This window comes from Kitasatospora saccharophila (genome assembly GCF_039529925.1).
Classification (GTDB): domain Bacteria; phylum Actinomycetota; class Actinomycetes; order Streptomycetales; family Streptomycetaceae; genus Kitasatospora; species Kitasatospora saccharophila.
Genome location: NZ_BAAANS010000026.1, coordinates 77,850 through 103,492 on the forward strand (window position 1 = coordinate 77,850; position 25,643 = coordinate 103,492).

21 protein-coding genes are annotated in these 25,643 nt (G+C 74.2%); 7 read left to right on the forward strand and 14 right to left on the reverse strand.

The window, feature by feature from the left end:
• Nucleotides 1-262: 262 nt before the first annotated feature.
• Both ABD345_RS20090 and ABD345_RS20095 read left to right on the forward strand, forming a co-directional pair.
• On the forward strand, nucleotides 263-1,453 hold the full coding sequence (locus ABD345_RS20090) for an MFS transporter (protein ID WP_344553735.1): 1,191 nt from the start codon (nucleotides 263-265) through the stop codon (nucleotides 1,451-1,453).
• A 75-nt stretch (nucleotides 1,454-1,528) separates the two neighbouring features.
• Nucleotides 1,529-1,963, forward strand: a complete 435-nt coding sequence (locus ABD345_RS20095) for a GNAT family N-acetyltransferase (protein WP_344553737.1) — start codon at nucleotides 1,529-1,531, stop codon at nucleotides 1,961-1,963.
• Between the two features lie 14 nt (nucleotides 1,964-1,977).
• On the opposite strand, the gene ABD345_RS20100 is transcribed toward ABD345_RS20095, so the two are convergent.
• The 8 genes from ABD345_RS20100 to ABD345_RS20135 form a co-directional block, all read right to left on the reverse strand.
• Complete coding sequence (locus ABD345_RS20100) at nucleotides 1,978-3,063, reverse strand: LacI family DNA-binding transcriptional regulator (RefSeq protein ID WP_344553738.1); 1,086 nt, start codon at nucleotides 3,061-3,063, stop codon at nucleotides 1,978-1,980.
• A 6-nt stretch (nucleotides 3,064-3,069) separates the two neighbouring features.
• Entirely contained in the window at nucleotides 3,070-3,408 is a 339-nt protein-coding gene (locus ABD345_RS20105; RefSeq protein ID WP_344553739.1) for a DUF4229 domain-containing protein, read from the reverse strand.
• Between the two features lie 83 nt (nucleotides 3,409-3,491).
• Entirely contained in the window at nucleotides 3,492-4,010 is a 519-nt protein-coding gene (locus ABD345_RS20110; protein ID WP_344553741.1) for a GNAT family N-acetyltransferase, read from the reverse strand.
• Nucleotides 4,011-4,188: 178 nt separating this feature from the next.
• Nucleotides 4,189-5,511 carry an MFS transporter gene (locus tag ABD345_RS20115; RefSeq protein WP_344553742.1) on the reverse strand — a complete coding sequence of 441 codons (1,323 nt, stop codon included), beginning with the start codon at nucleotides 5,509-5,511 and terminating at the stop codon, nucleotides 4,189-4,191.
• A 124-nt stretch (nucleotides 5,512-5,635) separates the two neighbouring features.
• On the reverse strand, nucleotides 5,636-6,904 hold the full coding sequence (locus ABD345_RS20120; protein WP_344553743.1) for an MFS transporter: 1,269 nt from the start codon (nucleotides 6,902-6,904) through the stop codon (nucleotides 5,636-5,638).
• A 422-nt stretch (nucleotides 6,905-7,326) separates the two neighbouring features.
• Complete coding sequence (locus ABD345_RS20125; protein WP_344553745.1) at nucleotides 7,327-7,794, reverse strand: ATP-binding protein; 468 nt, start codon at nucleotides 7,792-7,794, stop codon at nucleotides 7,327-7,329.
• Between the two features lie 429 nt (nucleotides 7,795-8,223).
• A complete protein-coding gene (gene purU / locus ABD345_RS20130) occupies nucleotides 8,224-9,087 on the reverse strand; it encodes a formyltetrahydrofolate deformylase (RefSeq protein WP_344553746.1) in 864 nt (287 codons plus the stop codon).
• A gap of 200 nt (nucleotides 9,088-9,287) precedes the next feature.
• Nucleotides 9,288-9,728 carry an SCO4402 family protein gene (locus tag ABD345_RS20135; protein ID WP_344553747.1) on the reverse strand — a complete coding sequence of 147 codons (441 nt, stop codon included), beginning with the start codon at nucleotides 9,726-9,728 and terminating at the stop codon, nucleotides 9,288-9,290.
• Nucleotides 9,729-10,029: 301 nt separating this feature from the next.
• On the opposite strand from ABD345_RS20135, the gene ABD345_RS20140 reads away from it, so the two are divergent.
• Entirely contained in the window at nucleotides 10,030-11,319 is a 1,290-nt protein-coding gene (locus tag ABD345_RS20140) for an ABC transporter substrate-binding protein (RefSeq protein ID WP_344553748.1), read from the forward strand.
• A gap of 92 nt (nucleotides 11,320-11,411) precedes the next feature.
• On the opposite strand, the gene ABD345_RS20145 is transcribed toward ABD345_RS20140, so the two are convergent.
• Together ABD345_RS20145 and ABD345_RS20150 are read right to left on the reverse strand one after the other, a co-directional pair.
• The gene (locus ABD345_RS20145) at nucleotides 11,412-12,518 is read right to left on the reverse strand and encodes a hypothetical protein (RefSeq protein ID WP_344553749.1); all 1,107 of its coding nucleotides are present in this window, start codon (nucleotides 12,516-12,518) and stop codon (nucleotides 11,412-11,414) included.
• Nucleotides 12,519-12,755: 237 nt separating this feature from the next.
• The gene (locus ABD345_RS20150; RefSeq protein ID WP_344553750.1) at nucleotides 12,756-14,132 is read right to left on the reverse strand and encodes an NsdA family TPR-like regulatory protein; all 1,377 of its coding nucleotides are present in this window, start codon (nucleotides 14,130-14,132) and stop codon (nucleotides 12,756-12,758) included.
• Between the two features lie 255 nt (nucleotides 14,133-14,387).
• Between ABD345_RS20150 and ABD345_RS20155 the strand changes: the two genes are divergently transcribed.
• Nucleotides 14,388-15,092 (forward strand): bifunctional DNA primase/polymerase, encoded by a 705-nt coding sequence (locus tag ABD345_RS20155; RefSeq protein ID WP_344553752.1) that lies wholly within the window; start codon nucleotides 14,388-14,390, stop codon nucleotides 15,090-15,092.
• Nucleotides 15,093-15,690: 598 nt separating this feature from the next.
• On the opposite strand, the gene ABD345_RS20160 is transcribed toward ABD345_RS20155, so the two are convergent.
• On the reverse strand, nucleotides 15,691-16,380 hold the full coding sequence (locus tag ABD345_RS20160) for an iron-dependent transcriptional repressor DtxR (RefSeq protein WP_344553753.1): 690 nt from the start codon (nucleotides 16,378-16,380) through the stop codon (nucleotides 15,691-15,693).
• A gap of 199 nt (nucleotides 16,381-16,579) precedes the next feature.
• On the opposite strand from ABD345_RS20160, the gene ABD345_RS20165 reads away from it, so the two are divergent.
• The 3 genes from ABD345_RS20165 (at nucleotide 16,580) to ABD345_RS20175 (ending at nucleotide 19,328) form a co-directional block, all read left to right on the forward strand.
• Nucleotides 16,580-17,329 (forward strand): sugar isomerase domain-containing protein, encoded by a 750-nt coding sequence (locus ABD345_RS20165; RefSeq protein WP_344553754.1) that lies wholly within the window; start codon nucleotides 16,580-16,582, stop codon nucleotides 17,327-17,329.
• 187 nt (nucleotides 17,330-17,516) lie between these two features.
• Nucleotides 17,517-18,446, forward strand: coding sequence for a DUF4231 domain-containing protein (locus ABD345_RS20170; protein ID WP_344553755.1), 930 nt, complete (start codon nucleotides 17,517-17,519; stop codon nucleotides 18,444-18,446).
• Between the two features lie 12 nt (nucleotides 18,447-18,458).
• Complete coding sequence (locus ABD345_RS20175; protein ID WP_344553756.1) at nucleotides 18,459-19,328, forward strand: alpha/beta fold hydrolase; 870 nt, start codon at nucleotides 18,459-18,461, stop codon at nucleotides 19,326-19,328.
• A 54-nt stretch (nucleotides 19,329-19,382) separates the two neighbouring features.
• Here ABD345_RS20175 and fxsT read toward each other — a convergent pair whose 3' ends face one another.
• The 3 genes from fxsT to ABD345_RS20190 all read right to left on the reverse strand — a co-directional run bounded on the left by fxsT (nucleotide 19,383) and on the right by ABD345_RS20190 (nucleotide 25,636).
• Nucleotides 19,383-23,384 carry an FxSxx-COOH system tetratricopeptide repeat protein gene (gene fxsT / locus ABD345_RS20180; RefSeq protein ID WP_344553758.1) on the reverse strand — a complete coding sequence of 1,334 codons (4,002 nt, stop codon included), beginning with the start codon at nucleotides 23,382-23,384 and terminating at the stop codon, nucleotides 19,383-19,385.
• Between the two features lie 107 nt (nucleotides 23,385-23,491).
• A complete protein-coding gene (locus ABD345_RS20185; protein ID WP_344553759.1) occupies nucleotides 23,492-24,742 on the reverse strand; it encodes a TIR-like protein FxsC in 1,251 nt (416 codons plus the stop codon).
• 102 nt (nucleotides 24,743-24,844) lie between these two features.
• On the reverse strand, nucleotides 24,845-25,636 hold the full coding sequence (locus tag ABD345_RS20190) for an AAC(3) family N-acetyltransferase (protein WP_344553760.1): 792 nt from the start codon (nucleotides 25,634-25,636) through the stop codon (nucleotides 24,845-24,847).
• Between the last annotated feature and the right edge of the window lie 7 nt (nucleotides 25,637-25,643).

Genomic DNA, 25,643 nt, shown 5'->3' on the forward strand with positions numbered 1-25,643 from the left:
CAGCGGCGCGGGCCGTCCACGGCACCGGGCAGACGCGGGCAGCGCGGCACGAGCGGGGTGCTCGTCCCGGCCTGGCGCGCGGCGTCTGCGGTGGTCATGAGCAGCACAGTAGCAACAAACCTTTGAGATGTTCAAAGTACTTGTTTGAGATCGTTACCGAACGACCCTTTCCTGACGGGCCATCAGCCTGACCAGGCAGCTTTGACGCCCTTCCGGTTATACGTATAACTTGAAGGGACACCACGCCGCCGGAAGGACACCCATGGGCTACGCCGCACTGCTCCGCGCCCCGCACGTCACCCGGCTGCTGCTCGGCACCCTGCTCGGCCGGCTCCCGGCCGGCATGACCGCCCTGGTCATCGCGCTCGCCCTGCGCGAGGCCGGCGCCCCCTACAGCCGGATCGGCCTGGCCACCGCCGCGTACGCGATCGCCACCGCCGTCGGCGGGCCCGTCCTCGGCCGGATCGTCGACCTCACCGGGCAGCCCCGCGTCCTGCTCGCCTCCGCCACCCTGGCCGGCACCGGCTACGCGCTGCTCGCCCTCGCCCCCGGCTCCGCCCTCGCCGCCCCGCTCGGCGCCGCGGTCGCCGGCCTCTGCATGCCCCCGCTGGAACCCTGCCTGCGCTCGCTGTGGCCCGCCGTCGTCCGCGAGGAGCAGCTCGACACCGCGTACGCCTTCGACTCCGCCGCCCAGCAGGTGCTGTACCTGGCCGGGCCGCTCGCCGTCGCCGGGATCGCCGGCGCCTTCTCCCCCACCGCCGCGCTCTGGACCGCCGCCGCGCTCGGCCTGCTCGGCGCCCTGGTGGTGGCGAGCTCCGCGCCCGCCCGGGCCTGGCAGGCCCCGCCGCGCGAAGCCTCCGCCGGACTGCTCGGACCGCTGCGCTCCCCCGGCCTCGTCCTGCTGCTGCTCGGCCTGGCCGGGGCCGGCTGGACGGTCGGCGGGCAGAACGTGCTGTTCATCGCGTACGCCGAACAGCACCCCGGCCTGCCCGGCGGCGCCGGCACCCTGCTCGCACTGGCCGCGCTGGCCGGACTGCTCGGCGCCCTGGCCTACGGCACCGCCCGCTGGCGGGCCGACACCGCGACCCGCACCTGGGTGCTCGCCCTCGCCATGGCCGCCTGCTACCTGCCGCTGCTGCTCCTGCCCGGCCCGTGGCCGATGGCCGCCCTGGCCTTCGCCTCCGGCCTGGGCCTGGCCCCGCTGCTGGCCGCCGCGTTCGTGCTGGTCGCCGAGCTCGCCCCGACCGGCACCGTCACCGAAGCCTTCTCCTGGCTGATCACCCTGTTCGCCACCGGCAACGCGGCCGGCAGCGCGGTCTCCGGCGCCCTGGTCGACACCTCCCTGTCCGCCGTCGCCCTGTGCGCCACCGGCGGCATCACCCTCGGCGGCCTCCTCCTGCTCACCACCCGCAGCTGGCTGCGCCCGGCCACCCCCGTGCTCGTCCCCGCCTGACCCGGCCCCGGCTGACCCGGCCCCGGCCGGAAAAGCGCTGGTCCGCGTCGGCCGCCCGCTGCTTGGATGCCCCGCATGACCAGTTTCGAGCTGCCCGCCGGCCACAGCGTCTCGACCGACCCCGACCGCCTCGACCGGGAGGCCGTGCACCGCTGGCTCTCCGAGGGCGCGTACTGGGCGCTCGGGCGGCCGCGCGCGAAGCAGGAGCTGGCGATCGACCACTCCCTCAACTTCGGCCTGTACGAGGACGCTTCGGGCGCCCAGGTCGGCTACGCGCGGGTGGTCACCGACCGGGCCACCTTCGCCTGGCTGTGCGACGTGTTCATCGCCCCCGGGGCCCGCGGCCGCGGCCTGGGCACCGCACTGGCCGCCGCCGTCCGGGACGAGCTCGCCGCCCTCGGCCTGCGCCGGGTGCTGCTCGCCACCGGGGACGCCCACGAGGTGTACGCCAGGGTCGGGTTCGCGCCGCTGGCGCTGCCGGAGAAGTGGATGGTCCTCGGCGAGCAGTGAGGTGAACCGCCGGCTCAGACCGCCGCGGTGGACCGGCGCACCACCAGCGTGGTCGCCAACGGGGGCACCGGGGAGGGGAGTTCGCCGTCCAGCAGGGCGGTCAGTTGGGCCAGCCCGGCCCGGCCCAGCTCCTCGCCCGGCAGGTCGACCGTGGTCAGCGGCGGGCTGAGCAGCTCCGCCACCGGGATGTTGTCCATGCCGACCACCGACAGGTCCGCCGGGATCCGCAGCCCCAGCTCCGCCGCCGCCCGGTACAGCCCGGACGCCACCACGTCGTCGTCGCACACCACCGCGCCCGGCCGCCCGGGGCCGGCCAGCAGCTCCCGGGCCGCCCGCTCCGCCTCCCGGCTGCCCTCGTTCAGGCCCACCGCCAGCTCCCGCACCTCCAGCCCGGCCGCGGCCGCCGCGAACGCCGCCTGCCGCACCCGGAAGGTGTGCGCCGAGTGCACCGAGCGCAGGTAGCCGATCCGCCGGTGGCCCAGCCCCGCCAGGTGGTCCACCGCCGCCCGCATGCCCGCCGCCAGGTCCAGCTCCACCGTCGGACGGCCCGGGTGGGCCGCCGGGTCGGCGTCCAGGAACACCGCCGGGGTGTCCGCCGGGAGCCCGCCGACCTGCTTGTCGTCCGGCGAGCAGACCAGCAGCCCGTCGAACCGCCCGGCCGCCGCCGCCTCGGCCAGCTCCGCCGCGTCCCACCCGCTGGAGACCACCACCGACAGGCCGTGCCGGGCCGCCTCCCCGTGCACGCCGGTCAGCACCCGGCCGAAGAACGGTCCCAGCAGGTTCGGCACCGCCAGCAGCACCATCCCGCTGCGGCCCAGCCGCAACTGCCGGCCGGCGGCCTGCGGACGGTAGCCCAGCTCGCGGGCCGCGGTGCGGATCCGCTCCCGGGTGGCCGCCGAGACCCGGTGCCCGGCGCTGCCGGAGAACACCAGCGAGACCGTCGCCTGCGAGACCCCCGCCAGCCGGGCCACGTCACGGCCGGTCGGACGCCGACGCGGGCCCTCGCCGGAAGGGGGTTCGCCGGAAAGGGCCTCGTCGAGCGGGCTCTCCCCGGACGGGCCGTCCCCGGACGGGCTCTCGCCGAGCGGGCTGTCCGCCAACGCCGGTCAGCCGGCCTGCGCCCGCTGGGCCTGCTGGGCGGCGGCGGCCCGGGCCGCGTCGTCCGCCGCGTCCTCGGCCGAGTCCCGCGCCACCGCGCGGGTCTTGCGGGTCTCGATCCGCTCCGCGATCTGCGCCGACATCTCGTCGCGCTGCTTGCTCAGCACCACGTAGCTGATCGCCGAGGACGCCACCGCCGCCAGCGCGAACAGGATCAGCAGGCCCAGCGAACCCACCACCGGGATCACCTTGAAGTGCCCCAGCAGCAGGGCGACCAGCAGGCAGGCCAGGAAGATGCTCGCCCGCAGCGAGGTGTAACGGAGCGTGGCGTGGTTCTTGCTGCTCACCGGGATCGTCCTTCGCTGCCGGGCCGCGCCGGCGGGCGCGTGGGGGAAAAAGGCCCTCCCAGTGAAGCACGACCTCACACCGCTCAGGCGCGCAGGTCGAGCCACATCGTCACGTCGTCCCGGTCGTCACCCGGCGCGACCCGGATCGCCCCCGGCACCCGGCCCACCTCCACGTACCCGCTGCGCCCGTAGAACTCCTCCAGGCCGTGCCCGCCGCGCAGGGTCAGCTTCAGCCCCGCCAGCCCCCAGTCCCGGGCCACCCGCTCTGCCTCCGCCAGCAGTTGCGCCCCGTAGCCGCGGCCCTGGCACTCCGGGTGCACCATCACCCGCTTCAGCAGCCGCCAGTGGTCCATCAGACCGAACCGCATGTCCTCGAAGAACACCACCGCGACGGCCCGCCCGCCCGGCTCGAACCCCACCAGCAGCCGGTCCGGCCCCAGCCCCGCGAACTGCCGCTCCGCGACCGGCCGCACCTCCGCCACCTCCACCGGCGGCACGAACCCCACCGCGCCCCCGGCGTTGGACACCTCCGTCCACAGCACGGTGATCTCCTCCCGCAGCGCGGGGGTCGGCTCGGGGTCCAGCACGAATCGCAGCGTCATGGTCAATAACCATACCTGACCCTTACAGTGGCCTTCCGGGAGAACGGCGGGAAGCCGAATCAGGGGCTCGGGGAACGGCGAGCCCCGGTCTGCTCACGGTTCACTGCCGGAGCGCGCATCGGCTTCCGGTTCGGTCGAAGACACGCAGCAGCACGAACACTCCGACGGGCTCCGGCCGTCAGCAGCTCGGACTCGCCGTTCCCCGAGCCCCTGGAGTGAGCGCCAGACAGCAGCCCACCGCGACCGCGCAGAGCGCTCCCGCCGCGTACCAGGTCGCGTCGTAGTCGCCGAAGCGGTCCCGGGCCAGGCCGGCCAGGCCGGCCACCGCGGCCGCGCCGACCTGGTGGGCGGCGAGGACCCAGCCGAAGACGATCGGGGCGTCGGCGCCGAAGTGGCGGCGGCAGAGGGCGACGGTGGGCGGGACGGTGGCGACCCAGTCGAGGCCGTAGAAGACCACGAAGGCCAGGATCGGCGGCCGCAGGCTCTCCCCGAAGAGGGCGGGCAGGAAGAGCAGCGAGAGCCCGCGCAGCGCGTAGTAGGTGACCAGCAGCCGGACGGGGTCGAAGCGGTCGGTGAACCACCCGCTGGCGATCGTCCCGGCGACGTCGAAGACGCCGATCAGGGCGAGCAGCGAGGCGCCGGTGGTGACGGGCATGCCGTGGTCGTGGGCGGCGGGGATGAAGTGGGTGCCGACCAGGCCGACGGTGGTGGCGCCGCAGATCGCGAAGGACGCGGCGAGCAGCCAGAACGCGCGCCGCCCGGTCGCCTGCCGCAGCACCCGCAGCGAGCGGGCCAGCGCCGAGCCGTCGGTGGTCGGCGGCGGCGGGGCGGTGCTCGCGCCGTACGGCAACTGCCCGACGTCGGCGGGCCGTTCGCGCATCAGCAGCAGGACGGGGACGGCCACCGCGGTGGCGCAGAGCGAGACCACCACGACCGCGGTCCGCCAGCCGTGGTTCTCGACCAGCGCGGCCAGCACCGGCATGAAGACCAGGTTCCCGGCGGCTCCGGCGGCGGTCAGGACGCCGGTGACCAGGCCCTGTCGGGCCTCGAACCAGCGTCCGGAGACGGTGGTGGCGAAGGCCCCGGCCATCGAGCCGCTGCCGAGGCCGACCAGCACGCCCCAGCACAGGACCAGCTGCCAGGGGTGGGTCATCAGCATGGTCAGGCCGGCGCCGGTGGAGATGGTGAGCAGCGCGCAGACCACCACCGGGCGGACGCCGAAGCGGTCCATCAGGGCGGCGGCGAACGGCGCGGTGAGGCCGTAGAGGGCGAGGTTGACGGAGACGGCGCTGGAGATGGTGGCGCGGGACCAGCCGAACTCGTCGTGCAGGGCGTCCATCATCAGGCTGGGCGTGGAGCGGAACCCGGCCGAGCCGACCAGGACGACCAGCGAGACGGCGACCACGATCCAGCCGTAGTGGACGCGCGGGGTGCGGCGGGGGCCGGGCGGGTCCCCGGCCGGGTCGGCGACGGGGTCGGGGTCGAGTTCCAGTTCCTTCACCCGGCCGAGTCTCCCGCCCCGGCCGCCCGGGCACGACGGCTCCGGCTGCCACGTATGCCCGATTTCCGGTCAGCGGGCCGCCGTTCGGGCGGCCCGGCGGTCCGTTCCGTGCCCGGCGGTCCGTTCAGTGGCCGGCGGTGACCGGGCCGCCGTCGGGGACCCGGCGCAGGTTGCGGATCGGCGGGCTGAGCAGCAGCGCGGTGGCGGTGCCCAGGGTGACGACGCCGCCGATCAGGTAGACCTGGGTGGTGCCGAGCAGGTCGACGGCCGGTCCGGCCAGCGCCGAGCCGAGCGGGAACATGCAGACGGAGCCCGCCACTTCGTACGCGTGGATCCGGTTGAGCACCTCGCCGGGGACCTGGGTCTGCACGCTGGTGGCCCACATGACGCCCCAGAAGCTGATGCCGATGCCGGAGACCAGCTGGGCGGTGCCGAGCAGCGGCCAGGGCAGGTCGGCCGCGAAGGCGAACTGCTGGACGGCGAACAGGAACAGGGCGGTGGCGCCGGCCGCCAGCGGGCGGACCGGCTTGACCCGGATGGCGAGGACGCCGCCGATGATGGTGCCCGCGCCGAGCATGCTGTTGATGATGCCGTAGACGAGGACGCCGTCGCGCTTGGCGATGTCGCCGACCACCACCGGGGCGAGCGGGCCCCAGGAGAGCACGGTGAAGGCCATCCAGATCAGGATGACGCCCCACATCCAGCTGCGGGACCAGAACTCGTGCCAGCCCCCCACCAGGTTCTGCCACAGGCTGTCGCCGGGCGGCGGGGCGGGGACCGGGCCGAGCCGCAGGACGAGCAGGCAGGAGGCGCTGACCGCGTACATCACGGCGGCGAGCACCATCACCCAGCCGGTGGAGAGGGTGATCAGCGCGGCGGCCAGCGAGGGACCGGCCAGGGCGGTCAGCGCCTCGGAGATCCGCAGCACGCCGTTGGCGCCCTGCACGTCGGTGGCGACCAGCGGGACGGTGGAGGCGGCGCCGGGCTGGAACATCGCGGCGGCGGTGCCGGCCAGCGCGAGCAGCAGGTAGAGCTGCCAGAGCTGGTCGAAGCCGTGGAAGAACAGCACCGCGAGCAGCACCCGGGTGACGAGGTTGAGCAGGTCCGCGAAGATCATCAGCCGCCGGGCGGTGAACCGGTCGGCGAGCACTCCGCCGAACAGCACCAGTCCGGCGAACGGGCCGAGCAGGAAGGCCATCGCGAAGCCGACCTCGGAGGTCTTGTAGCCGGCCGTCACCAGGCCGGCCGAGACGGCGACCGGGAGCATCGCGTCGCTGAGCAGTCCGGCGGTGCGGGCGGTGAAGTAGAGCCGGAAGTTGCCCGACCAGATGGCGGGCGGTTTCGCCGTGCTGACCTGCGGGGTGGGAGCGGTTCTCAGTTCGGGTGCGGTCACGGGTCTCAGTTTTGGTGTAGACCACTACCGGTTTCCAGTGATTTTGGGTCACGATGCGGAGTCTGCGCGTCCGCCGGCGGAACGACGGCCCGCCGTGCGCACCCCGAGCACGGCACGGCGGCCCGTCGTCCGGTCGACGTCCGGGCCCTGAAGCCGTGACGCCCGGGCGGCCCGATTTCGCCGAGGTTCCGGACGGGGTCGGCCAACGACCCCCTGAGTGTCGGCACCGCCCGGTCTCCCTCGGCGTCCCCTCGCAACGGGCGCCGCACCCAAGAGTGATCAGTCGGATACGTCACGTCAATGGGTTGTCCGAAATTCAGACCGATCCCGCCGGGGCGCGGACCGCGCGCGACCGGCGCACGACCGCGGCCCCGGCGGGCGCCCGGCGCCCGGCGCGCCCGCCGGTTCAGCGGGCCGCCGGTTCAGCGGGCCGAGGCCACCTGGGCGGCCGGCTGCCCGGCCAGCGCGCAGGACGCCCCGTCCGGATCGCCGATCTCGCACCACACCCGCTTGCCGGAGCCGTCCGGGTACCAGCCCCAGCGCTCGCAGAGCAGCTCGACCAGCTCCAGGCCGCGCCCGTTGGTGGCGTCCTCGTCGGCCCCGGCGTGCCGGGGCGCGGGGGCGGCGCAGCTGGCGTCGGCGACCTCCACCCGGAGCGCGGTCGGCACGGCGGCGGGGTCGACCGGCATCAGCAGTCTGAGCACCGCCGGGCGGCCGGTGTGCACCACCGCGTTGGTGACCAGTTCGGAGACCACCAGCACCAGGGTCTCGGCCACCGGGGCCTCCGGGTCGATCCCGCCGGCCCGCAGCCGGTCCCGGACCCACCGCCGCGCCCGTGACACCTCCGCCGGGTCCGCCTGGACCGCCAGCTGTACCTGGAGTACCTGCACCGCTCCACCACCCGCACTAGGTATTCGGCCCGCTTGATCCCGCCGGTCCGGTCGGCCGCTCGAAGCGGGGGTCACCGACCAGGACTGCCCATGGCATCGACACGAATACGCCCCAGAATGATTCCGGGGCCGGGTCGCAGCAAGAGCTTCGGGCATATTCCAGCGTTCGGGGGACGGCTCGGTGCATACTGTCCCGCTCACCCTGCCGGGGTTCGCACGACCGGTCGGCGGCACCGCCCTCGCGGGTACCCACGACCGTACCGCCGTGGCGGGCCGGACACCGGCCCGCCACGGGCGAACCACCCTTCCTACAAATGTCCACCGCGACTCGAACGCCGGTGGCGGGGAAGGGTGCTGATCAACCGTCGGCCCGTCCGCCGGATCAGCCGTCGGCCCGTCCGTCGGCGGTGCCGACCGGGCCCGGCCGGGTCAGGCGAACACCACGGTGCGCGAGCCGTTCAGCAGCACCCGGCGCTCGCTGTGCCACTTCACCGCCCGGGCCAGCGCCTGGCACTCGACGTCCCGGCCGAGCGCCACCAGCTGCTCGGGGGTGACGTCGTGGGTGACCCGGGCGACCTCCTGCTCGATGATCGGACCCTCGTCCAGGTCGGCGGTCACGTAGTGCGCGGTGGCGCCGATCAGCTTCACGCCGCGGGCGTGCGCCTGGTGGTACGGCTTGGCGCCCTTGAAGCTCGGCAGGAAGGAGTGGTGGATGTTGATCACCCGGCCGGACAGCGCCTTGCACAGGTCGTCCGAGAGCACCTGCATGTAGCGGGCCAGCACCACCAGGTCGACCCGCAGTTCGGCGACCAGGTCCAGCAGTCGCTGCTCGGCCTCGGCCTTGGTGTCCCGGGTCACCGGCAGGTGGTGGAAGGGGATGCCGTACGACTCGGTCAGCTCGCGGAAGTCGGTGTGGTTGGAGACCACGCCGACGATCTCCACCGGCAGCGCCCCGATCCGGGTGCGGAACAGCAGGTCGTTCAGGCAGTGGCCGAACTTGGAGACCATCAGCAGCACCCGCATCCGCTCGGCGGAGGCGTGGATCTGCCACTGCATCCGGAACGAGTCGCCGATCGCCGAGAAGCTCGCCCGGAGCTTCTCCGCCGTCACCGGCTCCTCCGCGGAGAAGTGCACCCGCATGAAGAACAGGCCGGTGCCGGCGTCGCCGAACTGCTGACTGTCGATGATGTTGCAACCCGTCATGAACAGGTAGCTGGAGACCGCGTGCACGATGCCCTGCTTGTCGGGGCAGGACAGCGTCAGGACGTACTGGGAGCGGGCGGTCTCTTCCATCGTGCGGGTCCCCGTTTCTGGGTTCGGGTTGCTGGGTCCGGGTGGCCCGGTCCGGTCCGCCCGGTCAGGCTGCCCGGCCGGGCGGACCGGACCGGGTCCCCGCGCTCCGGGCGGGGGCGGGCGACGGCCCAGCCTGGCATAGATCGCCCCGGCCCGGGGGCGGAGCCCGCCACCCGAGACTCCCGGGGACGGCGCGGCGCTCAGGCCCGGGCGGTCAGCCGGCCGAGTTCGGCCAGCGGGAGCGGCGGCGCCTCGGGGTCCTCGCCGTCGTTGACGGCCAGCCGGTGGTGCGCCTCGCGGGCCGCCCGCACCGCCTCCGGCCAGTCCGGGTGGCCCAGGTACGCCGCGGCCGGGGCGTCCTCGCCGACCTTGTGCACGACCAGCAGCACCCGCAGCACCGCCGCGTCCACCGCGACCGCCTCCGCGGAGTCCCGGAAGACCGAGCCCACGTACTTCTCCGCCGACCAGCGGTCCAGCCAGCTGTCCCCCACCAGCCGGTACACGGCGTCGGAGAGGTCGCCGTACCCGCCGCGGCCGCCGTCCAGCCACGTCCCGCGCTGGAAACCGGGGTCGGACAGCATGTGCAGCGCCGAGCGGATCCGGGCCCGCCAGCGCCACCAGGGCAGATCGCTCGGGGGCATGCCGCCCATCGTGCTGGAGCGGGCGCCCGTTCGAGAAGGGTTTCGGGCAGACCGGTGCGGAGAATCCATGCTGTCGGACACGGGAGTCGATCGTACGTTCCCCACCCGGTCCAGCTCCACCCGCGCCTCTACACGCGTCACCGGACGGCAACGCTCCGTGTTCCTCCCCCGTTGGCGATCCGTTCACATCGCGTCCCTCTCTGCGTGCCCGGTGACGACCACCCTTGATCCGCCGAGCCTGCGCAACGGAGCACGGGACGACCCGCAGCAGCAGCACGCCCGCCTGGGAGGAAAGAGCGCCATGACGCGGAACGGAACCCCCCACCCGCTACCCGCCGTCAGCGGACGACGCCGCGCAGCCACCGCCCTCGCGGCCTCCGCCGCGGTCCTGCCCGCCCTGCTCTCCGCCTCCGCGTGCGGCGGCCCCGCCGCCGCCGACGCCGCCGGCCAGGACGTCACCGTCATGACCTGGGCCCCGTCCGGCACCGGAGCCGCCGACCGCCCCGGCATGACCGCCCTCGCCGAGGCCGTCGGCCGCGACCTCAACGCGCACGGCGGCCTGGCCGGCCACCAGGTCCGCGTCCTCACCTGCAACGAGCACGACACCACCGACGGCGCCACCGCCTGCGCCGACCAGGCCGTCAGCGCCCACGCCGTCGCCGTGGTCGGCTCCGCCAGCCAGTACGGCAGCAACTTCATGCCGATCCTCGAACAGGCCGGCATCCCGTTCATCGGCGGCTACGGCCTCTCCGCCCCCGAGTTCAGCAGCCCGCTCTCCTACCCCGTCAACGGCGGCCTGCCCGCCCTGGTCGCGGGCAGCGGGCGCCAGCTCGTCGAGGCCGGCTGCAAGCAGGTGGCGCTGATCCGCCCCGACAGCCGGGCCGGCGACGCCCTGGTCAACTACCTCGACGCCGCCGTCAAGTCGAACAGCGTCAAGATCGTCGACATCAAGGCCCCCGAGAAGTCCAACGACTACTCCTCGTACGCCCGGCGGGCCATCGGCGACGACAAGCCCGGCAACTGCCTGCTCTCCGCGCTCGGCGCCGAGCCCACCGCCAACCTGCTCGACCCGTACCGCCGCGCCAACCCGAAGAACACCCAGCTCGCCTCCGTCATCGGCTCCTTCCAGCAGTCCGTGGTCGACTCCACCGGCGGCGACGCCGGCCCGCTGCACGGCGCGTACGCCACCGGCTGGTTCCCCGTCGAGTCCTCCGCCGTCTGGGACGACCTGCGCGCCACCGCCCGCACCTACGGCAACGGCGCCACCATCGACGTCGCCGACCCCGGCGTGCAGACCACCTGGGTCGCCTACGAGGTGCTCCGCCAGGCCGCCGGACGGATCGACCCGAGCAAGCCGATCACCGCGAAGGCCCTCCAGGTCGTCCTCGACAGCGGCGACCCGATCGACACCGCCGGCACCACCCCGCCGCTCGGCTGGGGCGTCACCAACATGCTCCCCAGCTCCGACTCCCCCCGCCTGGTGAACACCTCCGTCACCTTCCAGCAGGTCCAGAACGGCCGCCTGGCCGAACAGCACCAGGGCTTCACCGACATCCGCTGGGCCCTCACCAACCAGAAGCCCCCGGCGTAACCGGGGCCCGGCTCCGCCCCAGCGCAGCGGCTCTCTCCGCGCCCCGGCTTCGCACCCCGCTGAGCGCGCGGCGGTCCCCCCGTGCCGGACGGCTAGAGCTCGCCGGCGCCCTTGTTCGGCAGCCCCGTCTTGGTGGCGATCGCGCCCCACAGCTCCGCGGCCTGCTTCTTCGCCGTGGTGGCCGTGCCGCTCGCCGAGTCGCCGTTGTGGAGGTGCTGGTTGTCCTTGGTCTTGGCCGGGTCGCAGCCCGCCGCCAGGTCGCCGGCCCACAGGGCGTACTCGGAGTCGGCGGTGGCGGAGGCCTGCCACGCCTGCTGGAGCGCGGTCACCAGCTTCGCGCCGTCGGCGAGCTGGTCGACCTTGAGGGCGCCGAGCTTGGTGAGCAGGTCCTGGCGCTGCGCCGCGGCCGCGGTGAGCGCGGCCTGCGAGTCGGGGAGGTTCTGGCACTTGCCGACCGCGGCGACCGCGTTGACCACCGAGGTGCGGCTGGCGCTGGCGGTGCCGAGCAGGTCGGACATCGCCTGGGCCTGGGCCTTCGTCTCGGGGCTGACGGCGGCGTTCCCGCTCTCCGTGCTGGGGGCGACGCTCTGGCCGGTCGTGGTGCCGCTCTTCGCGGTGTCCTTGTCCTTCTTGTCGTCGCCGCCGCCGCTGGCCAGCACGCCGACCAGGATCGCCACCACCGCGACGCCGGCCACGCCCGCGCCGATCAGCACCTTGGGGTTGCGCCGGCGGCCGCCGTCCGCGCCCTGCGGCCGGTAGCCGTCGTGGGCGGGGGCCGGGGCGGGGGCGTACCCCTGCTGCTGCGGGGCGCCGTAGCCGACGCCGCCGCCGTAGGTCGGGGCGTAGGGGGCGGCCTGCGGGGGCTGCTGCGGGAAGCCGGGCTGGGGGGCGCCGACGGCCGGGCCGCCGGTCGGGTAGGGCGGGAGGTACTGGGTGGCGCCCTCGTCGGCCTGCGGGGCCGCCGCGGCCTGCTGCGGGGGCGCGCCCCAGTACTCGGGGCTGCCGCTCTGGCCGAGCGGCGGCGCGGACTGCTGCTGGGGGACGGGGGCCTGCGGCGGTGCGGGCGGCTGCGGCTGGGCGTACGGGGGCTGCCCGGCGGCCTGCGCCGGAGCACCCTGGCCGTCCGCGGCGGGCTCCGGGCGGAAGAGGTCGTCCAGATTGAAGTCGCCGGAGTTGGGGTACGAGCGGCGCTGGCTCAACGCGATTCCTCACCTGTGCACGGCACCGGGATCCCGGGCCTCTCGGTTGCCCCGCCGGTTTGCTGACGGCGGGCCACAACTGCGAGGCCACGGTACCCGTTCACCGGCACAGGTGACTACGCGGGCTGCTGTTCTGTGCTATTGCTTCACGTTCCCGCGTCCGCTAGGACGCCGTGCGGCCGCCGCGGACCGCCGCGGAGCGGCGCGCACCCTCGCGCGCCGCCGCCGCGCACCGTCTCACGCCGCCTCACCGTCCATCCGGGCGTGGAACTCCCGCACGGCGCGGTGCCCGCGGTACGGCTCCAGCCGGGTGCGGAAGTCGTCCAGGTACTCGACGCCGCGGTTGGAGCGCAGCCCGCTGAGCAGCCGGACCGCCTCGGTGCCGGTCTCGCAGGCGCGTTCCAGGTCCCGTTGCTGGAGTTGGGCGGTGGCCAGCAGGACGAGGTCGACGGCGCGGCGGCGGACCCGGTGCGCGGGGTGCAGTTCGAGCGCGGTGCGGGCGTAGTGCTCGGCCCGCTCGCCCTGCTGGAGGTCCCGGTGACAGTGCGCCAACTCGTCGGCGAGGTAGGCCTCGTCGAAGTGGACGATCCAGTCGGGGTCGTCGGCCGGGTTGCGGCGCTCCATCGCGGCCAGCGCCTTGGCCGCGACGTTCTCGCAGGAGTACGCGTCGCCGAGCAGGGCGTGGCCGCGGGCCTCGGCGGCGTAGAACATCGCCATCGCGGTGGGGGTGGCCACGCTGCGGGCGCCCTCCTGGGCGGCGCGGGCGAGTTGGGCGATCTCCCGGGGGTTGCCGAGGGTCGCGGCGAGGTGGCTCATCGAGGCGGCGAGCACGTAGCCGCCGTAGCCGCGGTCGTCGGCGGCCTGGGCCAGGCGCAGCGCCTGGATGTAGTACCGCTGGGCGAGGCCGGGTTGGCCGGTGTCGACGGCCATGTAGCCGGCCAGTTCGGTCAGCCGGGCTACGGCGCCGAAGAGTTGACGTCCCGTCTCGTCGCGGTAGGAGCCGCCGAGGAAGCCGGAGACCACGCTGTTGAGGTAGTGGACCACGACCGGGCGGACGTGGCCGCTGCCGAAGCGGTGGTCGAGGTCGACCAGCATCTGGGTGGTGGCCCGGATCGCCGCGACGTCGGCCAGGCCGACCCGGGTGCCGCCGGTGCGGGCGACGACGGGGTCGGGCGGGGTGATCAGCCAGTCCCGGCTGGGTTCGACCAGCGCGGAGGCGGCGACGGTGGTGCCGGCCAGGAAGTCCCGCTTGCCGACGTCGCTGCGCCAGAGCTCGCAGATCTGCTCCAGCGCGGCGCCCAGGCTGGGCGCGAACTGGAGGCCGACGGCGGAGCTGAGGCTCTTGCCGTCGGCCATGCCGATCTCGTCCACGGTCACGCCGCGGCCGAGCTTGCGGCCGAGCGCCTCGGCGATCACCGCGGGCGCCTGCCCGCGGGGTTGTTGCCCGCGCAGCCAGCGGGCGACGGAGGTCTTGTCGTAGCGAAGGTCGAGTCCGTGTTCTGCTCCGCAGAGGTTGACCCGGCGGGCGAGGCCCGCATTGGAGCAGCCCGCCTCCTGGATCAGCTGCTGCAGACGCTCGTTCGGCTCTCGTGCGACGAGTGGTCTCGCGGCCATGGGATTTTTCCGCCTCCCCAACGCCGTCCGGACCCGACCGGAAGGCGACGACTGTGCAACACCATGCGGAATACCCACGGTGACGTACCCGCTCCCCACGCGCCCGGGTGAATGCTTCTGTGCGCCCCTACTGCGCCCGTTACCGCCCCTGCTCAGCCGACCGGTTCCGACCAGGATCACCGTCCCGGGTGACAACGCGCGCCCCGTTCGAAGCGTTCGGCCCCGGGCCGTAACCCGCACTCACGGACGGTAGTTGTGCAGCACGTGGACAACACCCCGGGAGCCCCCGACCAGAACCTGCCGCCGCTGCTGCTCGAAGCCGTCCGCTACGCCGAGGACCGGCACTGGGAGGTCGCGCCGGGCACCTGGCTGCTCGACGGCGACGACCCGGCCCGCTGCTCCTGTGGTGAGGAGCGCTGCGCGCTCCCCGGCGCGCACCCCCTCGGCGCGGACTGGCGGAGCGAGGCGAGCGCCGGTCCCGGGGTGGTCCGCAAGTGGTGGACGGAGACCCCGGAGGCGTCGATCCTGCTGCCCACCGGCCGGTCCTTCGACGTGCTGGACGTGCCGGAGGTGGCGGGCTGCCTGGCGCTGGCCCGGATGGAGCGGATGGGGCTGCAGCTGGGCCCGGTGGTGGCGGTCCCGGCCTCGCCCGGGCGCGACGGGCGGCGGCTGCACTTCCTGGTGCTGCCCGGGGTGGTCGACAAGCTGCCGGACCTGCTCCGGCAGATCGGCTGGTCGCCGGACCGGCTGGACCTGGTGGCGCGCGGCGAGGGCGACTGGGTGGTCGCCCCGCCGTCCCGGGTCGGCGGGTACGCCTCCGCGCAGTGGGCCCGGCCGCCGTCCGCGCTGAACCGCTGGCTGCCGGACGCGATGGAACTGGTCAGCCCGCTCGCCTACGCCTGCGGGCGCGAGGCCACCGCCCCGCGCCCCGTGCAGCGCCCGGCCGCCGCCGTGCGCTAGGCCCCCGAACGTGCCCCCGGCCGATCCGGTGGGGGCGTGCCCGCGCGACACCCCGCGCGGCCGTGGCGGGCCCGGCCCCCCGATCCGGGGGCGGGGCCCGCCGTTCGCGTGCCCGGGGCCGTTCCCGGCCCGCCCGGAGGCCGCCCGGCGCCCGTCCGGAGCGTGATCTTCCGGAACTGGTCGTCATACCCGCAGGTCAACGGGGGAAGCCCACCGATCGGGTGACATCGCTCAAGGATTGGCCGCGGTTGCCGAGGGGATCATCCTCAACGTCGGCACGGGGCCAACGGAGCGGAGGGAGCCAGCGAGCGGACCGAGAGCGTGGGGGGGCTGCCGGGAGGGCGTTCGGACGGGGAAGCCGAATGCGGCAGCGGGCGGGGAACAGCAGGAGGGGACACCGGGGGAACCGGAGGGGGACGGGAGCGGCCGGGCGCGGCCGGGGAGCCGCGCACGACCGCGACCGGGCGGGGGACGGGAGGGGAGCAGGGGGAACGGGGAAGGGCGCGGGGCCCGGTGTGGGGACACCGGGCCCCGCGCCTCGTGCTCGCCCCGCGCACCGCGGGCCCGGGCTCCGCACGGCCCGGCCGGCCCGGCCGTGCTACGGCTGGGCGACGAACACGTGCGCGGCGATCTCCTTGCCGAGCTCGGCCGCGCTCTCGCCGCTGCCGACCAGCACGCCGCCGGCCGCCGGGGAGACCCGGACCGTCGCCCCGGGGCGGACGCCCGCCCGGCGCAGGGTGCGCATCAGTTCGCCGTCGGTCTGGATCGGCTCGCCGATCCGGCGGACCACCACGTCGGTGCCCCCCGCGACCGCGACCGCCTCCAACGTGACCAGCCCGGCGTCGTAGCCCTCGCCCTCGGCCTTGGTGTCGCCGAGCTCGTCCAGGCCCGGGATCGGGTTGCCGTACGGGGACTGGCTGGGGTGGCCGAGCATGGCGAGCACCTTGCGCTCGACCGTCTCGCTCATCACGTGCTCCCAGCGGCAGGCCTCCTCGTGCACCTGCTCCCACTCCAGGCCGATCACGTCCACCAGGAGGCACTCGGCGATCCGGTGCTTGCGCATCACCCGGACGGCCAACTTGCGCCCCTCGCCGGTCAGTTCGAGGTGCCGGTCCTCGGCGACCTGGAGCAGGCCGTCCCGCTCCATCCGGCCCACCGTCTGGCTCACCGTCGGGCCGGACTGCTCCAGCCGCTCGGCGATCCGGGCGCGCATCGGGGTGATGCCCTCTTCCTCCAGCTCCAGGATGGTGCGGAGGTACATCTCAGTGGTGTCGATCAGCCCTGACATCGCCCCTGGCTCCGTTCTTCGGTGTCCTCACCGCCAATTCTGACGTACCCGGGTGACAACCAGGTGCGCGCGCCCGCTATGCCCGCACTCTTTCGCGGCTGTTGACAGCCGGGTCCGGCGCGGGCCACCGTGCACGCCGTAACTTTCTCCCAGCAGCGGTCTGGACCACCGGCCGCCCCCGAGCCCGTACGGAGCAGAGATGAGCGAACTGGTCGGCCGGTACCTGGACGCCGCCACGGCCCACCTGGAGCGGATCCGCGCCGAGGAGGGGGAGAACATCGAGGCCGCCGCGGAACTGCTGGCCGAGGCCGTCGAGCACGGCCGGCGGATCTTCACCTACGGCGCCGGGCACTCCTCGCTGGCCGCCCAGGACGTGGTCTACCGGGCCGGCGGCCTGGTGGTGATGAACCTGCTCAACGTGCCCGGGATGACCGGCGTCAACGTGATGCCCGCGCACCTGGGCAGCGCCCTGGAGCGGGTCTCCGGGCTGGCCACCACCACCCTCGACCTCACCCCGGCCCGCAGCGGCGACCTGCTGTTCGTGATCTCGCTCTCCGGCCGCCAGGTGATGCCGGTCGAGCTGGCGCGGCACGCCCGCGACCGCGGCATGAAGGTGATCGGCGTGACCTCGCTGGCCTATCCCGGCGCGGTCACCTCGAACCACCCGTCCGGCACCTACCTCAAGGACAACTGCGACGTCGTCCTGGACAGCAAGATCGGGGTCGGTGACGGCGAGCTGGACCACCCCGGCGCGGGCGCCCCGTTCGGCTCGGTGTCGACCATCACCACCAGCGCCCTGATGCAGGCGGTGACGGCCTCGGCGATCGCCAAGCTGGCCGACCGCGGCATCACCCCGCCGCTGTTCCGCTCCGGCAACGTGGACGGCGGCACCGAGTGGAACAACAAGGTGATCGCCGACAACGCGGACCGGATCTTCTACGCCTGGTAGCCCCGGCGGCCCCTGCGGCGGGGCCCTGCGACGGCGCCCGCCGCAGCCGAGCCCCGACCCGCCCCATTCGGCCAACTCCGTTGCCGCCCGTGTGAGTTGTCCCAGCGATGGGAAGGACTCACGGGACCGGTGAGACTGCGCTGCGGGGGCGGGGATGGCGGCTGGGGCGGGGCGTTCGATCGGCTTCGTGCGGGAGCAGGACCTGCTCCCGCGCGTCTTCTGGGCCGCCGACGGCGCGTCCCTGCAGGGCCAGGCCAGGGCGGTGGCGCTCTCCCGCTGGGAGCTGCTGCTGCTGATCGGCGCGGCCTTCGCCGGCTCCGCGGACGGCCCGCCGTGGGCCTGGGCCGCCGCCATCGCGTACCTGGGCGCGCTGTTCATCGCCGTCACCGTCGCCCGGCAGAACCCGCAGCGGCTCTGGTACGACGGCCGGGCGGTCGCCGAGTCGGTGAAGACCCTGGTGTGGAAGTACGCGGTGCGGGCCGACTCCTACCAGCCCCCGCCGCGCAAGCTGCCCGACGCCGAGCGCCTCTACGACGTCCAGCTCTCGAACATCCTGGGCGAGTTCGACACCGAACTGGTCTCCCCCGGCGTCACCGAGGAGCTGCGCACCTGGCGCGCCCCGGCCCGCCACCCGCAGATCACCGACACCATGGAGCAGCTGCGCGAGCAGCCGCTGCCGGTCCGCCGGGAGATCTACCTGCGCGAGCGGGTGCAGAGCCAGCGCCAGTGGTACCAGGCCAAGGCCATCCAGTGCCGCAACGCCACCCGCCGGGTCGGCCGGCTGGCGATCGTGCTGCCCGCGGCCGGTCTGCTGCTCGCCGTGCTGCGCGCCCTCGGCCAGTTCGGCTTCGACGCGCTCGGCGCGATCTCGGCCGTCGCCGCGTCCGTCTCGGCCTGGGCGCAGCTGCGCCAGTACCGGCCGCAGGCCGCCGCCTACACCCTCGCCGCGGCCGAACTCGCCAAGGTCGAGGCCCAGTTGGCCTCGGCTGATCTCGGTTCGGCGGACGCCGAGGAGATCTGGGCCCGACTCGCCCGGGACGCCGAGGACGCCATCTCCCGGGAGCACACCACCTGGCAGGCGCGCCGCGAGGTGCGCAGCCTCGACATCCCCAGCTGAGCAGGAGGTCCCGTGGCGCCACGGAGGATCGAGACGCCGGACGGCGGCGTCCTCGCCGTCGACATCTCCGGGGACCCGTCCGGCAGGCCGGTGTTCCTGCTGCACGGGACCCCGGGCAGCCGGGTCGGGCCCGCCCCGCGCAGTGCCGTGCTGGCCCGGATGGGCGTCCGGCTGATCTCCTTCGACCGCCCCGGCTACGGCGAGTCGACCCGGCTGCCCGGCCGGGACGTCGCCGCCGCGGCCGCCGACGTCACGGTGATCGCCGACGGCCTCGGCCTGGACGGCTTCGCCGTGGTCGGCCGCTCCGGCGGCGGCCCGCACGCGCTCGCCTGCGCCGCGCTGCTCCCCGACCGGGTCAGCCGGGCCGCCACCCAGGTCTCGCTGGCCCCCCGGCACGCGGAGGGCCTGGACTGGTTCGCCGGGATGACCCCCTCCAACGAGCACGCCTACCGCCAGGCCGAGCTGGGCCGGCCCCGGATCGCCGACCAGTTCCAGGTCCGCTCCCGGGTGATCCGCCGCGACCCGGCCCAGCTGATCCGCAACCTGGTCCCCGAGCTCACCCCGCCGGACCGCACCGTGGTCGCCGACATCGGCGTGCGCCGGATGTTCCAGTCCGCTTACCGCCAGGCGTTCCGGTACGGCGCCGACGGCTGGATCGACGACGTGCTGGCCTTCATCGCCGACTGGGGCTTCAGCGTGGACACCATCCGCGTCCCGGTCCGCCTCTGGCACGGCGCCGACGACCGGTTCTCCCCCGTCGGCCACTCGGCCTGGCTCGCCGACCACATCCCCGGCGCGCAGCTCTACCTCGAACCGGGCGCCGCGCACTTCGGCTCCCTCAAGGAGATGACCGACGCCATCCGCTGGGCCGCCCACGCGTAGCGGCCGCCCCGGTCGCGGCGCCGCGACCGGGGGTGCGCCCGCCCCCGCCCCCGCCTACAGCGGTTGCGGCTCCAGGTCCCGGTTGGTGCGCTGCCAGCCGCGGGCGGAGACGACGGACGGGTGGTCCTCGCCGAAGAGTTCGACGAGCGCGGCGACGGCCTGCATCCGCAGGTTCTCCGCCTCGCCGCGGCGGCCCGCCGCGCGGACGGTGACGGCCAGGTTGGCCTGGCAGACCAGGGCGTCGGGGTGGGTGGCGCCGTAGCGGGCGGCGAGGCTGTCGTAGGCGTCCCGGGCCAGTTCCTCGGCCTCGGCCAGTTCGCCCGCCTCCGCGAGCGCGTTGGCGAGGTTGGTGGAGGCGTTGAGGACGAACGGGTGGACCTCGCCGAGGACCCGGGCGAGGCCCTGCAGCGCGGTCCGGCCGTGCCGGACCGCGCCGACCAGGTCGCCGGAGCCGCGCAGGTAGATGCCCAGGTTGTTCTGGCAGGCGAAGGTGAAGGGGTGGTCGTCGCCGAAGAGCCGGCGGTGGCCCTCGTAGGCGTCGGCGGCGATGTCGCGGGCGGTCTCCTTGTCGCCGGCGGCGCTGAAGTCGGCGGCGAGGTTGAGCCGGCAGGCCAGCGCGTCGACGAAGTCGGGCCCGTACAGGGCGATGTAGCGCTCGTAGGTGCGTTCGGTGAGTTCGCGGGCCTCGGCGTACTGGCCGGCCCGGCGCAGCGAGACGGCGAGCGACTTGGCGTTGCGCAGTTCCTCGGGCAGGCCGGGGGCCTCGACGTCGGTGAACGCCTCGGTGACCTCGCGCAGGAGTTCCGCCGAGCCCTTGTAGTCGCCCATCTCGCGCAGGTCGCGGGCGAGGTTGGACTTGGTGCTGAGGGTGTAGGGGTGCAGCGGGCCGAGGACGGCGGAGCGGCGTTCGAAGGTGTCCTGGTCGAGGTCCCGGGCGGCGACGGTGTTGCCGACCAGGCGGTGGTCGATGGCGAGGTTGTTGGCGACGGTGAGGGTGCGCGGGTCGTCCTCGCCGAAGAGTTCGACGAACTGGTCGTAGGTGTCCTGGTCGAGGACCAGCGCCTCCTGGAAGCGGTTGAGGTAGCGCAGGTCGGCGGCCATCGAGTTGGCGGTCATCAGGGCGTACGGGTGGTGCTCGCCGAGGAGTTCGCGCTGTCCGGCCAGGGTGGCCTGGTTGAGGGCCAGCGAGTCGTTGTAGGCGCCCTGGGAGCGCAGCACGTTGGCGACCTGGAAGCGCAGGCTGTAGATCTGGCGGCGCCACAGGCGGTGTTCCTCGGGGTCGGGTTCGCCCTCGGAGCGGACCGTCCAGGCGGCGTCGAGCTGGCGGCCGAGCTGCAGGGCCTGTTCGAGGTCGACGCGCTTCCACAGGTAGCGGACCCGGTCGATGAGCAGTTCGCGCACCTCGCGCTCGTCGCAGTCCTGGGCCCGGGACGGTGCGAGGTGGGGCCAGATCTTCTCCAGGGTGGGCCAGTTGGCGGGGTCGTCGGTGTCACCGCGGGGCGGCCGGGCGTTGACCAGGATGCGGTGCACCTGGTGCATGGCGGTGGCGCGTTCGGCCTCGCTCATGCCGCTGCGGACGACGGCCTGCACCAGCCGGTGGACCTGGAAGGAGTCGGAGGCGGCGTCGGTCTTGGCCAGCGCGTAGCGGCTGACGGCGCGCAGCACCTTGCCGAGCAGGAAGGTGTCGGTGAGTTCCTGGTCGTAGGGGACGAGGGCGAGCCGCATCTGCTCGGAGAAGAAGAACTGCCGCAGCGAGATCGGCTCGGGGGCGAAGAACGCGCACAGTTCCAGCAGCCGCACGGCGGCCGGCGACTGCTCGCGCAGCCGGGTGATGGAGACGTTCCAGGTGAGTCCGACCGGGGTGGGGTAGTCGACGGGGGTCTCGCCGGCCGCCAGGACCTTGGTGGCCTCGGCCTTGAGCTGGCTGACGTAGGTCTCGACGGGGGTGCGGGTGGTCTCCAGCCAGGCGGCGGCGACCTCGACGGCGAGCGGCAGGTCGCCGACGGCCTCGGCGACCCGGTCGGCGTCGGCGCGGGCCAGGCCGCGGACCCGCCGGGTGAGGTGGTCGACGGACTCGGTGCGGTCGAAGACGTCGACGTTGAGCACGCCGGCCTGCCCGGACCAGCCCTGGTTGCGGGAGGTGACCAGGATGTGGCCGGGGCCGTCGGGGAAGAACCGGCGGATCTCGCCCGGCTCGTCCGCGTTGTCGAAGATCAGCAGCCAGTTGGGGGTCGGGATGCCCTGCCGCAGCGCGTCGCGGGCGGCCTGGGCGGCCTCGCTGACGTTGTCGCCGACCCGCAGTCCGAGGCGTCCGGCGAGGTCGGCGAGGTCGACCACGACGTTCTCGCTCTGCTCGGCGTCGACCCACCACACCAGGTCGTAGTGCGACATGTAGCGGTGCGCGTACTCCAGCGCGACCTGGGTCTTGCCGACGCCGCCGAGGCCGTACAGGGTCTGCGGCGGCGGCAGCACCGCCGTGGTGCCGCCGGCCAGTTGGGCCCGCAGGTCGTCGAGGACCTTGACCCGGCCGGTGAAGGAGTGGTTGCGCTGCGGCACCTCCCAGTAGGTGGGCTTGGTGCCGGGGAAGCGCGGCGCGCCGGGGCTGCGCTCGGGCAGGTCGGGCTCGGTGCGGCCGAGCGCGCGCAGCAGCGCGACGGCCGCGGAGGGCTCGTCGCGGCCGATCAGGTCGACGGGGTTGCGGTTGTTGTAGGGCGCGTTGAGCCGGACGTCGGAGACCCGGACCGGGATCAGCTGGCGGCGGGCCCCGGCCGGGTCGGCGAGCACGGTGCGGTCCCACAGCGCCTGGGCCTGCGGGGACTGCAGGTAGGCGGCGGACAGCAGGGCGACGGTGCGGTACGCGGAGTCGATGCCGCGCCCGGTGGCCTCGCGCGGGTTGGCCCCGGCGCCGACGTCGCGCGGGACGACCCGGTAGCCGGCGTCGGCGAGCAGCGCGGAGATCCAGTCCGCCCAGGCCCGGTCCTCGGGGACGTAGCTGAGGTACAGGTCGGCGGGGGCGGTGGGGCGGCGGCGGGCGAAGCCGTCGAGGAAGCGCAGCCGCAGGTCCTCGGGCATCGGCGGCACCCCGCTGACCCGGCCCTGGGTGATCTCCCGGGTGAGCCGCTCGTTGGCGGCGAGCATCGAGCCGGGCAGCCCGGGCTGGTCGCCGAACGGGGCGAGGATCTCCTCGTAGGCGTAGAACGGCCGGTAGGGGATCTCCACGCCGGCCCAGTAGCGGGCCAGGTCGCTCTCGCCGAAGCCGGCGGGCAGGCCGGAGAACTTGATCCGGGCCAGTGCCCGGCCCGCGTCGGCCTTCTCCTTCTCGCCCTCGTCGATCCGCATCGGGACGGGCAGGATCCGGATGTCCCGGTCGCCGTAGCGGTCCTCGATCACCCGGGCGATCCGGGAGGCGCCGTCGATGGACTGGTCGCTGAGGGTGAAGCAGACCACCAGGTCGTCGGGCATCTCGACGGTGCAGATGTCGGCGGTGTCGGTGAGGCCGGTGCGGCTGTCGATCAGCACGTAGTCGTAGCGGCGCTTCATGTCGGCGCGCAGCGACTGGATGAAGCGGCGGCCCTCGTAGCGCTCGTACAGCAGGTCCCAGTCGAGGCGGGCCACCGAGTAGTCGCGGTTGCGCTGCCCGGCGGGGACGAGGTCGATCCGGCCGCCGCCGGGGAAGTGCGGCCAGGCCAGCGAGAGGGCGTGCGGGTGGATCCGGGCGAAGTCCTCGATCCACTCCGGGTCCCGGTCGATCGGGCGGCGGGCCTCCTCCAGGTAGTCGCCGAACAGGTCCATGATGCCGGTGGTGGCGGCGACCACCTCGGGGTTGAGGAACGGCCGGAAGAACTGGGCCAGGCCGGGGGCCTCCAGGTCCCAGTCGACGACCAGCACCCGGTAGCCGTTGGCGGCCAGGATCCAGGCGGTGTTGGCCAGCGCCATGGTGCGGCCGGTGCCGCCCTTGTAGGAGTAGAAGGTGACGATCCGGCCGTGCCGGTTCTCGATGGTGGCGTCGCGGCGGCGGGCCTGGATCTGCGGGCCCTTCGTCGGCCTCTCGGTCATGACGTTCCCTCCCCCGGGCCCTTGGTGCCCGTCGTGGTGCGCACGCCGTGCTCACCGGCCGGAGTCCCGACCGTCCGGTGTCCTGCAGGTGCCGTCCCGGGCCCGGCTCAGGGCCCGATGCTGGGTCTGCGCTCGCCCGGGCCGCTCTCGGGGCGGCCGCGGTGGTGCTGCTCGTGGGCGGTGCAGGCGCGCATCACGGCGCGCTCCATCTCGCCGCGGAACTCCTCGATGCTGCCGGGGGCCCCGCCGGCGCCCTCGTCGCGCAGGCTGGGCCGCTGCCGGGCGCCGCGGCTGACGGCCAGCACGCTGTCGCCGAGCTCGTTGAGCATCCGCTCGTGGTCGCGGCTCTGCTGGTCGTCGCGGTTCCAGGGCTCGATGACGGCGACCGAGTCGAGGTTGCGCCGGTCGAGCCGGCGCACCGCCTCGGACCGCCGGCCGTCCAGGAACGCCCACCGGTCGACCAGCAGCACGCTGGGCCCGGCGGGCCGCTCGCCGCCCAGCAGGTGCTCGGTCTCGTCCTCGAACTCGCCCACGGTGGGCTGGAAGCCCATGCTGCGGGCGATGTCGGCGGCGTCCTGGGAGAGCGGCCGGGAGGAGTCCGGCCGGTAGGGCTGCCAGTCGGTGCGCTGCTCGCCGTACCAGACCGCGTTGCGGTTGGGCGGCAGTTCGCGCTGCTGGTAGGAGAAGACCGAGATCCGCACCTGGTCGCCGCTGTCGGGCTGGTCGAAGGCGGACGGCTGGGACTCGAAGTCCAGCACCTGGCCGATCGGGATCACCGTCTGCTCGGCGACCTCGACGATCCGCCGGGCGAGCTTCAGCACCGCGGCCTGGTACTGCGAGCTGAACTCGTCGATCTTCATCAGCGCGTACAGGCCCTCGGCGGCGTAGTCGGGGCCGAAGCTGTCGTGGCTGAACTGGAGTTCGCCGGCGACCCGGGGCAGCTGGTAGTGGTCCATCGCCACCCACAGGGCGGGCACGATGCCGGTCATCCGCTCCGCGGTGGGGCGGCGCTGGTAGACCGAGCGGCGGCTGAACAGGTGCCACTCCTTACCGCACGCCTCGGACTTGAAGTAGCGGGGCGAGTACAGCGGCACGAACACCCGGCAGGTGGCCAGCTCCCGGGAGAGCCGCTCGGCCCACTTCTGGCCCTGGTGCATCGAGCGGTCCATGAACCCCACCGGGTGCCCCGAGGGCACGTCGGTGATCTGCAGGATCGCCTCGCAGAGGTCCTGGTAGAGCTTCGCCACCCACAGGTTGGGGTCGGCCGCGCCCCGCGAATTGATCCGCGGCGTGTGCGCGTAGCTGAGGAAGAAGTACGGCCGCGGCGCGTCCTTCCCCTGGCCCGCACCGCTGCTCACACGCGCCTCCCCCGAGCCCGCCTGTCCCTGTTCCCCCGAAAGGGACTCAAGTGTAGGAAGACCGGCGGTCCGAATGGAATAGGGCCGCGACCTGATCGAACGTCAACTCTGCCTGTTCCGGTACCACTTGTCGGCGAGGTCGACCGCTTCGCGGATCGGCATCAGGTGGCAGCGGGCGTCGCCGACCGGGCCGGTCGCGATCAGCTCGGGCAGGCCCGCGGCGAGCACCTCCCCCATCTCCGGGAAGTGCTCGTCGTGCAGCCGCGTCCCGGTGAAGGAGCGCCACTCCCGGCCGCCGTCCGGGGTGCGGACCACGCACCGGTACTGCTGCTCCTCGCGGTCCGGCTGCCAGTACTCCAGCAGGTGGAGCGGCGTGCAGCACCACACCGGGACGCCGATCATCAGGCAGCGGGCGCCGCCCTCGTAGAGCCGGTGGGCGGGCGAGTCCTCGCCGAGGTGGCTGTGCCAGGGGTGCCGCCCGGTCAGCTCCCCGGCGCGCGGGCCGATCGCGGTGAAGGAGGTCTGCGGGTGGCCGCTGCGCCGGGCCCCAGGCAGCAGCCGGACCTCCTCGGCGAGCCGTCCCATGGTGGGCGACGCGGGCGTGTCGGCGGCGTCCCAGGCGGGCATGCGGTCGTGGTGTTCGCGCAGTTGGGCGGGGGTCAGCCCGGCCACGGCGGCCCGGTAGTACGAGGAGGTGCGGGAGTTCTCGGGCGTAGCGGTGTAGACCACCAGTGTGCCGTCCGCCCCGAGCGCCCCCCTGAGCGCCCGCACCACCCCGTGCACGCCGTCCGCCACCGGCCCGACCGCCCGCAGCGAGGCCTGCACCAGCAGGGTCTCCCCCGGCCGGACGCCCAGCCGGTCCAGGTCCGCGACGAGTTCCGAGACGGCGTACAACGGGACC

Excerpts from the sequence above, each read along its gene's own strand:
- ABD345_RS20090 (WP_344553735.1), top strand. The coding sequence starts at position 263 with ATGGGCTACGCCGCACTGCTCCGCGCCCCGCACGTCACCCGGCTGCTG.
- ABD345_RS20095 (WP_344553737.1), top strand. The coding sequence starts at position 1,529 with ATGACCAGTTTCGAGCTGCCCGCCGGCCACAGCGTCTCGACCGACCCC.
- ABD345_RS20110 (WP_344553741.1), bottom strand. The coding sequence starts at position 4,010 with ATGACGCTGCGATTCGTGCTGGACCCCGAGCCGACCCCCGCGCTGCGG.
- purU (WP_344553746.1), bottom strand. The coding sequence starts at position 9,087 with ATGGAAGAGACCGCCCGCTCCCAGTACGTCCTGACGCTGTCCTGCCCC.
- ABD345_RS20135 (WP_344553747.1), bottom strand. The coding sequence starts at position 9,728 with ATGCCCCCGAGCGATCTGCCCTGGTGGCGCTGGCGGGCCCGGATCCGC.
- ABD345_RS20140 (WP_344553748.1), top strand. The coding sequence starts at position 10,030 with ATGACGCGGAACGGAACCCCCCACCCGCTACCCGCCGTCAGCGGACGA.
- ABD345_RS20150 (WP_344553750.1), bottom strand. The coding sequence starts at position 14,132 with ATGGCCGCGAGACCACTCGTCGCACGAGAGCCGAACGAGCGTCTGCAG.
- ABD345_RS20160 (WP_344553753.1), bottom strand. The coding sequence starts at position 16,380 with ATGTCAGGGCTGATCGACACCACTGAGATGTACCTCCGCACCATCCTG.
- ABD345_RS20165 (WP_344553754.1), top strand. The coding sequence starts at position 16,580 with ATGAGCGAACTGGTCGGCCGGTACCTGGACGCCGCCACGGCCCACCTG.
- fxsT (WP_344553758.1), bottom strand. The coding sequence starts at position 23,384 with ATGACCGAGAGGCCGACGAAGGGCCCGCAGATCCAGGCCCGCCGCCGC.